This window comes from Pararhodobacter sp. CCB-MM2 (assembly GCF_001691415.1).
Lineage (GTDB): Bacteria > Pseudomonadota > Alphaproteobacteria > Rhodobacterales > Rhodobacteraceae > Pararhodobacter.
The window spans coordinates 177,001-191,360 of sequence record NZ_LRRR01000005.1; the positions used below are offsets into that span (position 1 = coordinate 177,001).

Here is a 14,360-nt window from a genome sequence, read left to right on the forward strand (position 1 = left end):
TTTCCCAACGTGCTGGTCACCGGGCATCAGGCCTTTTTCACCCGCGAGGCGCTGGCGGCAATCAGCGAGACGACGCTTGCCAATGCCTCCAGCTTCGCGGAGACCGGCGCGCCGCTGCATCCGGTCGGGACGCCCTTAGCCCAGGGTTAGCGGCTCGCGCACCAGCGCGACCCCGAACTTCGCCTGAACGGCGGCCTGAGCCTCGGCGGTCAGCGCGGCCACGTCTTCGCAGGTCGCGGTGCCGTGGTTGACCATCACCAGCGCATGGCCCGCGTGGAAACCCGCGCCGCCCAAGCGGTGGCCTTTCATACCCGCCTGCTCCAGCAGCCAGCCGGCCGAGAGCTTCACCCCGTCCGGCGCCGGATAGCGCGGCGCGCCCTCGATCTGGGCGGCGGGATGATCGGCGGCGACGACCGGGTTGTGGAAGAAAGAGCCCGCATTGCCCAACACCCGCCAGTCCGGCAGTTTAGAGCCCCGGATTGCCAGCACCGCTTCGGCCACCTCGGCCGGCGTCGCTGTCTGGGGCAGCGTGTCGAGGCCCCGGTAGCCCAGGTTCGGCGCCCAGTCTGTCGGCAAGGCCAGCGTGACCGAGAGGATGGCGTACCGGCCGGGTTCGTCCTTGAAGCGGCTCTGCCGATAGCGGAAGGCGCAATCGGCCCCCGCGATCACCTGCTGCGACAGGTCGGTGAGGTCCAGAACCCTAACGCTGTCCACCAGTTCGGCGATTTCGGTGCCGTAGGCGCCGATGTTCTGCACGGGTGCCGCGCCGACGGTGCCGGGAATGCCCGACAGGTTCTCCAACCCGCCGATGCCCTGCCCCACGGTCCAGGCCACCAGCTCGGGCCAGCTTTCCCCCGCCGCCGCTGTCAGGCGCACAACGCCATCCGCCCCCCGCGCCAGCGACCGGCCCGAGAGGCGCAGTACACCGACCACGCCGTCGACAAACGGCAAGGGCACCACGTTCGAGCCCCCGCCAAGCAGGAAGAATGGCAACCCGCGTGCCTGTGCGAAGCCCAGCGCCTCGGCGATATGCTCGGGCCGGTGCAGGAACCCGCCCCAGCGCGCGCGCGACGGCAAGCCGAAGGTGTGATGCGGCTGGAGGTCGAAATCCTCGGTGAGCGAAAGGTCGGTCATGGCGGCTCCTCGGGCGTTGCGGCAGGTGTAGCGCCATGGCGGGACGGACGAAAGGCCCCGCCGCCCTCTGGACATTGCCGTCAAGCTGCCGAGATATGGGGCAAGCCATTGGAGACCCTTGCATGACCGCTTACCCCGACACCCAGCTTTTCATCGATGGCGCGTGGTGTGACGCTGCCGACGGCCGCCGCCTGCCCGTGATGAACCCCGCCACCGGCGAAGAGATCGGCCAGATCGCCCATGCCGGCATCGCCGATCTGGACCGCGCGCTGGCGGCCACGCAGAAGGGCTTTGCCACATGGTCGGCCACCGGGGCCTTCCAGCGGGCCAAGCTGATGCGCAAGGCCGCGCAGCTGCTGCGCGAACGCTCGGACGAGATCGCGGCGATCATGACGCTGGAACAGGGCAAACCCCTCGCACAGGCGAAGATGGAGGTGCTGGGCGGCGCCGACACCATCGACTGGTTCGCCGAGGAAGCCCGCCGCACCTATGGCCAGACCATCCCTGCCCGTCGCGGTGGCGTCACGCAAATGACGATCAAGGTGCCGGTCGGCCCCGTCGCCGCCTTCACGCCGTGGAACTTCCCGATCAACCAGATTGTGCGCAAGCTCTCGGCCGCTTTGGCCACGGGCTGCTCGATCATCGTCAAGGCGCCCGAGGAAACCCCGGCCTCGCCCGCAGCCCTGATCCGCTGCTTTGCCGATGCCGGCATCCCGGCGGGCGTGATCGGCCTCGTCTATGGCGTGCCATCCGAAATCTCGGAATACCTGATCCCGCATCCGGTGATCCGCAAGATCAGCTTCACCGGCTCCACCCCCGTCGGCAAACACCTCGCCGCGCTGGCCGGTGCGCATATGAAGCGCGCGACGATGGAGCTGGGCGGCCACGCGCCGGTTATGGTTTTCGACGACGCCGATCTGGACCGCGCCATCCCCGAGATCGCCGCGCACAAGTTCCGCAACGCCGGTCAGGTCTGCGTCTCGCCCACCCGTTTCCTCGTGCAATCGGGCGCGGCTGACCGCTTCATCGACGGCTTCGTGGCCGAGGCGAAGAAGGTCGTCGTGGGCGAGGGTTTCGACCCGGCCTCGCAGATGGGCCCTCTGGCCAACGACCGCCGCATCCCGGCGCTGGAAGAACTTATCCAGGACGCCGTTGCCAAGGGCGCGACGCTGGCCACGGGCGGCAACCGCATCGGCAACAAGGGCTGGTTCTTCGAGCCGACCGTGCTGGTCGACGTGCCGCTTGACGCGCGGGTGATGAACGAGGAGCCCTTCGGCCCGCTGGCCGTCGTCAACCGCTACGACAGCCGCGACGAGATCATCGCCGAGGCGAACCGCCTGCCCTATGGCCTTGCCGCCTATGCCTACACGCGCTCGGCGGCAAACCAGCAGGCGTTGCAGGCGGTCGAGGCCGGCATGGTCACGATCAACCACCTCGGCCTCGCGCTGCCGGAACTGCCCTTCGGCGGCATCCGGGATTCCGGCTATGGCACCGAGGGCGGCTCGGAAGCGGTCGCGGCCTATCTGGAGACGAAACTTGTCACCGCACTGAACGACTGACACCGGCCTTCCGGGACAGGCACGTCCCCTCCGTCCTCAGGGCGGAGGGGATGAAAGTCTCGACACACGCAAAAGTTGCTGTAGTATCATCACATTCGCGCCTTGCGGAGCCTGTTCGGTCCAAGAAGCATCGGCGCGATGGCCGGTGACGTGTGGCCCTCGCCTTGCCCACCGATCGGTGACGTACAGGTACGAGGTGTGAGTTTGTCCTTTGCCCCCCTTGTCAGCGACGCGCAGCGCCATCTGGGCCCCGCCGCCCAAGGCCTGCACGACGAAATCGACCATATTCTGTCGCTGATGCGCGGTGGCGCGATCGAGGCCGCGGCTTTCCTGCCCTCACTGCCGGAGAACCTGCCGCAACTGCCGCCGATCCTGTCCTTGCCGCCCGGCTCCAATGTCATCGACCTGCGCGACCGCCTTCTCGCCGACATCCGGGCGGCCAAGGCCTCCGACGGAGCACAGGCGGCCCCCTTCTCCTTTGCGGCCCGAAATGCCGGGGCGCCGCCGATCGTGCTGAACCGGATTGCCTCGCCCGGCGATCTGCTCTTCGGTACCCTCGCGCTGACCCTCACCGAGGACGCGACAGCCGGTAGCATCGACCGGCAGCGCCTGAACCATGGCTCGGCCGCCATCGCCCATGTCATCGACCGCTGGCACAGCTTTCACATGCTGGAGCTGGATTACGCGGCCGAGTTGCGTCGCTCGCGCCATCTGATGACGCTGGCCGAACAGGACGGGCTGACCGGGCTGCTGGGGCATCAAGCCTTCAAGACACAATGCATGGATCGGCTGGGCAATAGTGAGGACGCCTCACATGCGCTGCTGATGATCGATGTCGACAATTTCAAACTGGTCAATGACATCTACGGCCACCAATTCGGCGACCATTATCTGCAGGAGATCGCCCGCGCCCTGCGCCGTGCCCTGCCCGCCACGTCGCTGGTGGGCCGGATCGGCGGAGACGAGTTCGGTGCCCTCGTCAGCCTGCCCGGTCGCAGTGACACGCATCTGGAGCGGCTGATGCTGTCCTGCGCCAGCGATGTGCAACGGGTTGTTGCGAAGATGGGCAAGCCCAGCCTCGGGCATATCAGCATCGGCAGCACTTTGCGGCACGGCGGACGCCCTGACCTCGATGCGCTGATGCTGGAGGCCGATGCCGCGCTCTATGCCAACAAATCCTCGGGCAAATCGGCCGGGACGATCTATTGCGGCGATCAGCATGCGAATTTCAGCGCTTTGCTGGTCCGGCCCCGGTTCCTCGAGGCCTTGGCACAGGACCGCATCCTGCCGTTCTTCCAGCCGGTCATCGATCTGGCGACGGGCCAGCGCCACGGGTTCGAACTGCTCGCCCGGTGGCAGGACCCCCAGCGCGGACTGCTGACACCGGGGCAGTTCTCCTCGGTCCTGACCGCGCCAGAACTGGCCGAGAAACTGACCGAGCATGTGTTCGAGAAGGCCTTTGCCGCCATCGCCGCCCGCCCGGAAATGGCCGACGAGACCTTGGCGCTGAACCTCGGCACGGCGGATCTGATCAAGCAGGAATTCGTCTTCGACCTGCAAAGCCAGCTCAACCGCTACCAGATCGACTGGGACCGGATCGTCATCGAGGTGACGGAAACCACCATGCTGGGTGCGGTGAGCGGGCCGATCTTCCAGAACCTCAGCGAGCTGCGTCGCCGGGGCGCACGGGTGGCGCTGGACGATTTCGGCACCGGCTATGGCGGGCTGACCCATCTGCGCGACTGGCCGGTCGACATCCTGAAGATCGACCGCTCCTACATCGCCGAGGCCACCCGCACCCCGCGCGATGCCGTATTGTCGAAAGCCCTGATCGACGTCGCGCGCACGCTGGAGCTGACGGTCATCGCCGAGGGGATCGAGAATGCGGCGACGGCCGAGCTGCTGCGCCAGCAGGGCTGCCACATGGCGCAGGGCTATTACTTCGCGCGGCCCGCCCCTCTCGACGCTTTCTGAGTGTCCAGCGTGATGCGGATGGCATTGCCGATCACCCGGTAACCGACGGGCTTGCGCAGGATCATCACCCCACCGCCCTTCTGCACCTTGTCGGCAGGCAGACCCGGCGCGACGGCCCGCTGCTCGACCACCCGAAGCGGGATCTTGCCGCCCCGGATCGGCGTCAACGTGCCCGAGCCCCCGGTCGGGATCGGCACATCGCCCGAGCCATCGCCGGTCAACGGCACCGGATCGGCACTCGCGTCCCCCTCAGCCGACTGCATCGAGGCCGGCACATCGTCGAAGCCGGTCATCAACAGCCGGGCCATATGCGGGAAATGCTCGGCGATCACCGAGGACAAGCCGAGGCCGTTCATCCCCCCCTCGATCCGGATGTCCGACAACAAAAGATCGTAACGCTCCTTGGCGGCCATCGACAGGGCCGAGACCGCGTTGTCGGTCACCGCCACCGTCGCCCCCATCAGGGACAGGGCCTGCGGCAGGGTCTGGCGGAACTGCGGATCGTTCTCCACCACGAGGATCGACACGCCGGTCAGATCGGGGGCGGGGCTCAGAACCTCGTCGGGCTGGGCATGGGCCGCGCCTTCGAACACCGGCAGCCGCAGGCGGACCAGCGTGCCCTCGTCCGGCGCGCTCTTGATCGACAGCGTGCCGCCCGAGCGACGGGCAAAGGCCTCGACCATCGACAGGCCCAGCCCGGTGCCGCCCTTCCCGCCCCGCGTGGTGAAAAACGGCTGCGTCGCCAGCGTGCGCGTCTCGCCGTCCATGCCGACGCCCTTGTCCTGCATGCCGATCTGCAGCCAGCTCCCCTCCTGCGTCAGCGAGAGCACGATCTCGGGAGGGGCATAGGGCCGCTCGCTCAACGCGTTGACCGCGTTCAGTGTCAGGTTCAGCAAGGCGCCCTCCAACTCGGCCCGGTCGCAGATCGCGCGCAGGGGCTCACTGGGGAGCTGCAGCACCAGCTTCAGCTTCTCCGGCAGAACCGGGACCAGAAGCTTGGGTGCCGCACGCAGGATCTCGGCCACGTCATGCACCGCCATCGCCGGCGAGCTGTCGCGCGACAGGTTCAGCAGCCGTCGTGTCACCTGCTCACCACGCTCGCAGGCGCGGGCCACGGCCTCGAACTGGTCATGGGCGAGGCCGTCGGTCTTCATCAGCCCCACATCGGCGGTCAGCTGGATTACCCCCAGCACGTTGGAGAATTCATGCGCCGCGCCGCCAGCCATCAGCCCCATCGCCTCCAGCCGTTCGACATGGGCGAGGTTGTCGCGCGCATTCCAGCTTTCGGTCTCGTCGATGATGGTGAGGATCGTCACCTGCCGGCCGATGAAAGCCGCATCCGGGATCGTGCGGGCATAAAGGCGCAAGCTGCGCAACCGCCCCCCGCTATCCATCCACGAGGTCTGCATGCCCCGGCTATTCGCCGATGGACGGGCCAGTTCGCGTGGATGCCGGCCATCAAGCAGCAGATCCATCGAGCCCGGCACGAAGAACGGCGTCTTGTCCAGCCAGACTGCCGGCCCGCCCGAGGCGGCGGCCAGATCCTCGGCCATGCGGTTGGCGAGGATGACCTTGCCGTGACCATCGGTGACGATGGCCGCAACCTCGGTCGCGTCGATGATGTTGCGCAGCCAGGTCAGGCTGTTGGCGGTCCGCCGCTCCTCGGCCGCGTGGTTGGCGGCCATCAACAGGATCGAGATGATGCCGAAAACGACCAGCAGATCGGCCAGCAGCGCATGGCTGAAGTTGACCGTCATGTAGCCCCGATTGGCGGCCGTCAGCAGCGCGGCGGCTAGGACGAAGGCCCCCAGCATCAGGGGCAACAGCGCGGCACGGGCGGCGCGGGCACTGGTGTTGGGGCCGATCAGGTGGCGCAGCCAGTTGTCATGCATGCCCAGCAGCAGGATCGACAGGGCCAAGGCGAAGACGCTGAGCGCCGTCAGCACCGACATGCCCGAAAAGATCAGCACCTCATGCAGTCGCGGCGCGTCGAAGGCATAGCCCGACAATGAGATCAAGGCGACGGTCAGCACCAAGGTCGTCGGGAGGGTGACCCGCCTCGACGGGCGTCCCGTCGGGCTGAGCAGCCGGGCCATCAGGCCCATGGACAGCAGGGTCAGCGACAGGGCCGTGGCCAGCGAGACGCGATCCTCGGCCCCGACCAGCGAGACCCGGGTCAAGATGTCGTAGCCAAGGCTCCACAGCCCATAAGCCAGCACCCCCAGCGCCGTGACCAACGCCAGCCAGCCGCCCGCACGCAGGCTCATGCTCGGATTGTGCGCCCCGACCAAACGGGGCCCGACGCGCGGCGAGATGGCGACCAGCACCGCCAGCGCCAGCGCCAGGACCGGCCAGGCCGTGCCGGGGACCATCGCAGCATAGCCTTCGTGCAGGCGGGCGATCGGCAGGTCCGGGAATCGCGGCTGCACCACGAGGACGGCGAGCGCCGCCAAGGCCGCCATCACCGCACAGGCGACAGAGGCGTGGGTCGCATCCAACGGGAAAGCCCGTTGCCAAGGGGCAGCTGCCGGGGGATCACCCAGCGGCGGCTCAGGGTGATCAGGGTGCAGGTCGAGATTATCGGCCGAAACGCGGGCCGTTACCGGGGACTGTACAGGCGACGACATACGGGGCGGCTCCTCCGCGCTGGGTGGCTTTGCCCGCCGGTCCGCCGGAAGGCCGCGATCAAGCTCAGTCCCCGGCGCGTCAGACCAATTCGGTCACCGCCTCGTGCAGGGCGCTCAGCTTGCTGGATTTCGACATGCGCTTCTGTGCCTGTCGTAGGCCGTTGCTGAAGATCGGACTGTCGAGGATTTCGGATCGGCCGGTGATCACCACCACCGGCAAATCGTCCGAGAAATTCCGAATGGCGTGCAAGGTGCTGGCGCCACCGCCATTGCTCATCAACACGTCAAGAAAGATCACATCGTAATGCGTCGGCGCGTCATTCAGTTTCGCAACAGCCTCTGCGCCACTGTGAACGAAATCCACATCATGCCCCAGCGCGGACATCCCGGTCTTGAAGGCGACGCAATAATCGATATCGTCGTCAGCGATCAGTAGACGTGCCATGGTCGACCCCGCATCCAATGTTGTCGTGTAATATGCGGGACGGGAGGCCATGCGACAAGGTAATTACGAGGAAAAAGCATGCGTGAGACCGTCGAGGACACCCGAAACGGCCCGGAAAACGCACGAATTCCTGTGGTTGCCATCGGAGCCTCTGCCGGAGGCCTGACTCCGCTCGAGCAATTCTTTTCCCATGCCCCGGAGAAAGCAGGCTGGTGCTACATTGTCATCCAGCATCTCTCGCCGGATTACCGGTCGGTGATGGATGAATTGCTGGGCCGGAAGACCGGGCTTAAAATCAAACATATCGAAAATGGAATAAAGATCGAGCCTGACACGATCTTCCTCAACCGGCCCAATACCGGGTCGGTGCTGGAGGGCGACGTGTTCCGCACCTTCGTCTACGGCAAGGACGATCAGGTGCCGCATCTGCCCATCGATAGCCTGTTCGCCTCGCTGGCCACGCGCGCGACTGAGAAGACTGTGGCGGTGGTCCTGTCGGGCTCGGGCAGCGACGGGGCCAGCGGGGCGCAGCTGATGCATGCCGCCGGCGGAGCGCTGGTGGTGCAGAACCCGGCCGAGGCCGATTTCCCCTCGATGCCCCGCGCGATCCTGAGCCTCGGCATCCATGACCGTGTCCTCGATGCCGCGGACATCCCCGGTGCGATTCAGGACATCTTCGAGACCGGCATCCGCTATGCGCCGAGCCCCCTTGCCGCCGAGGCCGACCTGAACAAGGAGATCTTCCGGGTACTGGAGAAGCAGCACAATCTGGATTTCACCTCGTACAAGGAAACCAACGTCCAGCGCCGCATCACCCGCCGCCAACACCTGCGCGGGATCGGCGACATGAACGATTACCTCACCTTGCTGCGCGAAGAGCCCGAGGCGGTGAACGAACTGTATCAGGACCTGCTGATCGGCGTGACGCAGTTCTACCGCGACCCCGAGGCGATCGCAGATCTGCGCCGCAACGTGCTGGACAAGTTCGCGCAGGATTTCGACAGTGAGGCGCCGGTCCGGGTCTGGGTCGCGGGCTGCGCCAGTGGCGAGGAAGCCTATACCATCGGCATGGAGATGGCCGAAGCGATGCGCGCCGCCGGCAATACCCGTGGCTTCCGTATCATCGCCACGGATGTACACCGCCAGTCGATCGACCGGGCGTCGACCGGGCGCTACACCGAGGATCAGGTCGAGAACGTGCCCGAGCATCTGCGCACGCGCTATTTCGACCGGCGCGGCAAGCATTTCCTGATCGTGCCGAACCTGCGCCAGAAGATCATCTTCTCGGTCCATGACACGCTGACCGATCCGCCATTTCTGGACCTCGACCTCGTCTCGTGCCGCAACCTGCTGATCTATCTGCGGGAAAAGGCGTAGGCGCGGGTGATTTCGATGTTCCTCTTCGGCCTGCGCAAACATGGGGCGCTGTTCCTCGGCCCCTCTGAGACGCTCGGCCATTTCGACGAGGAGTTCGAGGTCATCAACGCGCGCTGGCGGCTGTTCCGAAAATCCTCGGGCCGGCGTCACTTTGACCGCGAGATGCTGCCCAAGAGGCTGGAACGGCAGTTCTCCCGGCAAGAATTGCCGGAGCGCGCCCGCATCGGGTCAAGTTCGGGCCGGATGTCGGCCGCCCTGCACGAATTCGCCGAGGTTCGGGGACGCGAGGCGCTGCTGCGGGCCTATGACCTACTGCTGAAGAGCCATGCGCCCTCGTCGATCATCGTCACCTCGGACGGCGAGGTTCTGGCGTGGTTCGGCGCCGCCTCGGCCTTTGTCGACACGCACAACAACCTGACGGAATGGTCGGTCGAACAGATCCTGCACCGCGATCTGCATTTCGTCATCAACGTCGCCTTGGAAAAACTGCGCACCGGTGAGACCGAGGGCTTCTCGCGCCGGGTCGGTGTCACGTTGTCCAGCGGCCAGTCCCAACCGCTGACCCTGACTTTCGAGACCCTCGACAGCGTCCACCGCCCTGCCCTTCTGCTGATCCGCCTGCGGCTGGAGGCGGACGAGCTGCAGCATTCGCAAACCGAAGCGAAGGACGGCGAGCGCATCACCGACGCCGACGGGCAGCTTTTGTCGAAACGGGTGCATGAGCTGGAGCGCGACCTGCGCCTGACCGAGGAAACACTGCAGCACGTCACCGAACGGCTGGAGGCCTCGGGCGAGGAGCTGCAGGCCTCCAACGAAGAGCTCCAAGCCTCGAACGAGGAATTGCAGGCCTCGAACGAGGAGCTGCAAAGTGCCAACGAGGAACTGCACGCGGTCAACGAGGAGCTGGTCACCGTCTCGGCCGAGCATGAGCGCAAGATCACCGAGCTGTCGTCCCTGAACAATGAGACTGAATCCCTGTTCAGCATCCTCGGGATCGGTGTGCTGGTCGTCGACCGCCGCCTGAGCGTGCAACGCTTCAGCGAGGAAGTCGCGCTGCGTTTCGCGCTGGAGCCGCATGACGTGAACCGGCGCCTGGGCGTCATCGGCCCGCGGCTGGCGTTCATCGACCTGCCGCAGGCCGCGGGGAAGGCCATCGGCACCTCCGCCGTGATCACCGCGTCGGGCGATTACGAGGGCAAGCCCCTGTCGATCGAGATCCACCCAATCGCCGACCGTGAACCGATGATGCCCCCCGCCGGTGCCTTCATCCTGTTCCGCGACATCGCCACGGCGTCGGAACGCGGCGATTGACAACTTGCCGCTCGGGTCCGGTGTGTGCTTCTGCGTCGCCCGGATCGGCTGCGATGTCCCTTTTAAGCTGAACGCTTGGGTTCCTGCGCGTCACGGCGCGTCCCCTGCAAACCGACCGGCACGGGCGGAGCGACGCACAATGGCCGCCGCCGATGACGGGAGAGCAAGGTGACCGAAGATGCCCGGAAGCGGCCTTCTGATACGCCCCAGAGGCCACTTTCCCTTGACGCAAAGTGCAGCCGGATCGACCCGGCCCTTTAGAGGGGTTGCACAAAAAAGGTCGGCGCCTTCGCCCCGTCCTGCAGGCATCCAAGAAAGCGCCGCCCCGCGTCCAACGCCTCGCGGATCGTCACGTCCATATCGAGATAGCGATATGTTCCGAGCCGGCCGACAAAGCTGACATTCGTCTCGCCCTCGGCGAGCGCGACATAATCGGCCAACAGCGACTTCTCGGCGACCTGACGGATCGGGTAATAGGGAATGTCATCTGGCCCGCATTCCCGTGAGAACTCCCGGTAAAGCACCGAGCCCTGATGGCTCTCCCAAGGCGAGAAATGCTTGTGCTCGGTGATACGGGTAAAGGGCACGTCGACGTCGCCGTAATTCATCACCGCGCAGCCCTGATAATCGCCGTCATACTCGAACCGATCGAAATCGAGGGTCCGGTACCCCAAGCGCCCCAGCCGATAGTCGAACCAGCCGTCGATGGGGCCCGAATAGAAAACGTGGTCATATTCGCCTGCGATCTCACGCGAGACGGTCTTTTCAAGCGTCACCGAGATACCCGGATGATCAAGAATGCGCGCGATCATGGCCGTGTAGCCATTCTCGGGCATGCCTTGGAATTTGTGGAAGAAATAATTGTCGTCGTAGTTGAAGCGCACGGGCAGGCGCTTGAGGATCGAGGCCGGCAACTCGGTCGGATCGCAGCCCCATTGCTTCAGCGTGTACCCCTTGAAGAACGCCTCATAGAGGTCTCGGCCGACGAAGCGCAGCGCTTGCTCTTCGAAGTTCGCCGGCTCCGCGATCGTCGTGTCGGCCTGCCCTTCGAGGAAGACCTTCGCCTCGTCGGGGCGCAGGGTCTGGCCAAAGAACTGGTTGATCGTATGCAGGTTCACCGGCAGCGAATAGACCGCCCCGCGCGAGGTGGTCTTCACCCGGTTCTTGTAGGGCAGAAACGTCTCATAGCGGTTGACGTATTCCCAGACCTCGGCATCGTCCGTGTGGAAGATGTGGGGGCCGTAGACATGGACCATCACGCCGGTCTTCGCGTCCCGCTCGGTATGGCAATTGCCACCGACATGCGAACGGCCGTCCACGACCTGAACCGTATGCCCGGCCTCGGCCAGAAGGCGGCCGATCACTGCACCGGAAAGACCGGCGCCGACCATCAAAAATTTTTGGGACATAAAGACCTCGTGAAAAAAGTTTGCACCGCTGCGGGGCGGTTCAATGCGTCAGCTTGGTATTCATGACCTTGGCGATGGCCTCGGCATCGAAGGGCTCGTCCAGCATGTCGAAGATCGGCTTGAACGCCGCAGAATCCTGCGTGAAATCTTCGTAGCGAACGAGGCGGGAATACTCCGGGTTCTTCTCAGCATACTCCGCGAAATTCTTGTCGGCCTTGGCCACCAGCGCGCGCACTTCATCAGGGTCGTGCCGGGCCCACCAGGCGGATTTCATCACGGCCTCCGCCGACCGGGTATTGAACACGAAATGGGCATTCTTGAACTGCGCTCGCATGAAATCGAGCTGCCCGAACAACGCCTGACGCTGCATGTTCTGGTAGCGGATCTCCTTGAAGCCGACCCAACGGGCGTCAGCGGGCGGCGCAAGCACATGCGCGAAAAACGCATCGACCATCCCAGCCCCCAGTTTCTTGGCCACGATAGCATCGGCACCGAACCAGGGATGCTGTGCATCGTGCGCGGTCTTGCCCCAAGTATTCTTCGCCCTGCGCGCCCGCGCGACGGTATCGTAGATCGAACCGAGTGCATTGAAGTTCTCGCCACGGATCGTGCAGCCCGGAATGGTCATCAGCACGTTCTGCAGCAAGGTCGAGCCGGAGCGGCCATACGTGACGAGGAACAGGCAGCCCTTTAGCTCGGGACAGATCTTGTTGAAACGATGGGGCTTCATCGGCACGCTTTTCTTTCTCTGGCACACCGGGCTTTTCTAAGGCCCGGCGCCGCAGGTTGACAAGGTGCTGTGGACTTGCCCGGTTTTTTTGGAGAGCGTTTAGCTCACTTCCCGGGCCTTTCGCTCGAAGGCGATGGGGCTCTGGAAGCCGAGCGATGAATGCCGTCTGACGGGGTTATAGAACCCGTCGATGTATCTGGCGACGGCGTTTTCGGCCTGCTGGCGGGATTGCCATGCGACCGGCCAGATCAGCTCTGACTTGATGGTCTTGAAGAACGTTTCCACCATCGAGTTGTCATAGCAGTTACCGCGCCCACTCATCGAGATCAGGATGCCCCGTCTGCGGAGCAGCGACTGATAGTCGACCGAGCAGTATTGCGATCTGAACCGCGCCGGGTTTGCCGGAGGCTGATTGGGGTTAGTTAGGCGGCCATGTCTTCAGTTTCCAGAGCGGCGTAGAAATTTGCCTCCGCTTCCGCCGGCGGGATGTTCCCGATCGGTTCGAGCAGGCGGCGATTGTTGAACCAGTCGACCCATTCGAGGGTGGCATATTCAACGGCCTCTAAGCTGCGCCACGGCCCGCGTCGATGGATGACCTCCGCCTTGAAGAGACCGTTGATCGTCTCCGCCAAGGCGTTGTCGTAGCTGTCGCCGACGCTGCCCACGGATGGTTCGATGCCGGCCTCGCCCAACCGCTCGGTGTAGCGAATGGACAGGTATTGCGACCCGCGGTCGGAATGGTGGACGAGCCCCGCGCCCTTGACCGGGCGTCGATCGTGAACCGCCTGTTCGAGGGCATCAAGCACGAAGCCTGCGTGGGCTGTTTGGCTTGCCCGCCAACCGACGATCTTGCGGGCATAGGCATCGATGACGAAGGCGACATACACAAACCCCTTCCAGGTGGCGACGTAAGTGAAATCGCTGACCCAGAGCATGTTCGGCGCAGGTACGCGGAACTTCCGGTTCACCTTGTCCAGCGGGCACGAGGCCTTCTTGTCGGGGATCGTGGTCTTGTGCGGCTTGCCCCGGATGATGCCTTGAATACCCATGTCCTTCATCAGTCTGGCGACTGTGCAACGGGCGACATCGAAGCCTTCCCGATCCAGCTGACGCCAGACCTTGCGCACGCCGTAGACGCGCCAGTTCTCTTCGAAGACACGCTCGATCTCGGGCTGCAGGGCTGCGTCACGCCGGGTGCGATCCGACAATCGGGCCGGATCGGCCCGCTTCGCCAGGTGATCGTAGTAGGTGGACGGGGCGATCGGCAGAACCCTGCAGATCGGCTCGACCCCGTGCTTCCCTCGCTGATCGTCCCTCTCGGCGTTTGCAGGCAAACGCCTGCCGGCAATGGATGAACCCGACCATCACTTCGACCGGCGGTCGAGCTCCGCCATCGCAAAATATGCGCTCGCCTTGCGCAGGATCTCGTTGGCCTGGCGCAGTTCTCGGTTCTCCCGCTCCAGCGCCTTCATCTTCTCTGCCATGTCGGTCGGGATGCCAGCGCGCTTGCCGCTGTCGACCTCGGCCTTCTTGACCCACTCGTTCAGGGTCTGCGGCGCACAGCCGATCTTCGCGGAAATCGACATGACTGCCTGCCAGCGCGATCCATGCTGACCCTCATTGTCGAGAACTAGGCGCACAGCACGCTCACGCACTTCGGGGGAAAACTTGTTCGTCGTCTTGCTCATGATGCTCCATCCTTGTGTGTTCAAGGTCGGGCATACTGGGAACGCAGGTGGGACCCCGTTCCATCCCGGGGAGGCAGATCCCGCTGAGTAGCAAGGGGCCCATTTG

General features: G+C 64.8%; 10 protein-coding genes, 2 pseudogenes and 1 other annotated feature. Of the genes and pseudogenes, 5 read left to right on the top strand and 7 right to left on the bottom strand.

What is annotated here, in order from left to right; genetic code table 11:
* The first annotated feature begins 9 nt into the window (after positions 1-9).
* Positions 10-150: a hypothetical protein gene (locus tag BCY78_RS26260; RefSeq protein WP_304441976.1), complete on the top strand. Its 141-nt coding sequence runs from the start codon at positions 10-12 to the stop codon at positions 148-150.
* On the opposite strand, the gene murB is transcribed toward BCY78_RS26260, so the two are convergent.
* Positions 136-1,134 (bottom strand): UDP-N-acetylmuramate dehydrogenase, encoded by a 999-nt coding sequence (gene murB, locus BCY78_RS08215; protein ID WP_068300230.1) that lies wholly within the window; start codon positions 1,132-1,134, stop codon positions 136-138. The genes BCY78_RS26260 and murB overlap by 15 nt on opposite strands.
* Positions 1,135-1,256: 122 nt before the next feature.
* On the opposite strand from murB, the gene BCY78_RS08220 reads away from it, so the two are divergent.
* The gene (locus BCY78_RS08220) at positions 1,257-2,693 is read left to right on the top strand and encodes an NAD-dependent succinate-semialdehyde dehydrogenase (protein ID WP_068300232.1); all 1,437 of its coding nucleotides are present in this window, start codon (positions 1,257-1,259) and stop codon (positions 2,691-2,693) included.
* 204 nt (positions 2,694-2,897) lie between these two features.
* Complete coding sequence (locus tag BCY78_RS08225) at positions 2,898-4,667, top strand: bifunctional diguanylate cyclase/phosphodiesterase (protein ID WP_068300346.1); 1,770 nt, start codon at positions 2,898-2,900, stop codon at positions 4,665-4,667.
* Here the strand turns inward: BCY78_RS08225 and BCY78_RS08230 are convergent.
* Positions 4,631-7,165: a PAS domain-containing sensor histidine kinase gene (locus BCY78_RS08230; protein WP_068300234.1), complete on the bottom strand. Its 2,535-nt coding sequence runs from the start codon at positions 7,163-7,165 to the stop codon at positions 4,631-4,633. The two genes, BCY78_RS08225 and BCY78_RS08230, sit on opposite strands and share 37 nt — an antisense overlap.
* Before the next feature lie 208 nt (positions 7,166-7,373).
* Positions 7,374-7,790: a response regulator gene (locus tag BCY78_RS08235; RefSeq protein ID WP_233499368.1), complete on the bottom strand. Its 417-nt coding sequence runs from the start codon at positions 7,788-7,790 to the stop codon at positions 7,374-7,376.
* A gap of 27 nt (positions 7,791-7,817) precedes the next feature.
* On the opposite strand from BCY78_RS08235, the gene BCY78_RS25950 reads away from it, so the two are divergent.
* Together BCY78_RS25950 and BCY78_RS25955 are read left to right on the top strand one after the other, a co-directional pair.
* Positions 7,818-9,116 carry a chemotaxis protein CheB gene (locus BCY78_RS25950; protein WP_233499369.1) on the top strand — a complete coding sequence of 433 codons (1,299 nt, stop codon included), beginning with the start codon at positions 7,818-7,820 and terminating at the stop codon, positions 9,114-9,116.
* Positions 9,117-9,131: 15 nt separating this feature from the next.
* The gene (locus BCY78_RS25955) at positions 9,132-10,427 is read left to right on the top strand and encodes a hypothetical protein (RefSeq protein WP_233499370.1); all 1,296 of its coding nucleotides are present in this window, start codon (positions 9,132-9,134) and stop codon (positions 10,425-10,427) included.
* Between the two features lie 257 nt (positions 10,428-10,684).
* Here BCY78_RS25955 and glf read toward each other — a convergent pair whose 3' ends face one another.
* The 4 genes and pseudogenes from glf to BCY78_RS08260 form a co-directional block, all read right to left on the bottom strand.
* A complete protein-coding gene (glf, locus tag BCY78_RS08245; RefSeq protein WP_199523131.1) occupies positions 10,685-11,836 on the bottom strand; it encodes a UDP-galactopyranose mutase in 1,152 nt (383 codons plus the stop codon).
* A 40-nt stretch (positions 11,837-11,876) separates the two neighbouring features.
* On the bottom strand, positions 11,877-12,566 hold the full coding sequence (locus BCY78_RS08250; RefSeq protein WP_068300237.1) for a sulfotransferase: 690 nt from the start codon (positions 12,564-12,566) through the stop codon (positions 11,877-11,879).
* Positions 12,567-12,665: 99 nt separating this feature from the next.
* Positions 12,666-12,947: pseudogene (locus BCY78_RS08255) on the bottom strand (integrase core domain-containing protein); the annotation flags it as partial.
* A 41-nt stretch (positions 12,948-12,988) separates the two neighbouring features.
* Positions 12,989-14,254 (bottom strand): annotated as a pseudogene (locus BCY78_RS08260) (IS3 family transposase).
* Positions 13,820-13,973 (bottom strand) — a sequence feature (AL1L pseudoknot). It overlaps the preceding pseudogene by 154 nt.
* Positions 14,255-14,360: the final 106 nt, after the last annotated feature.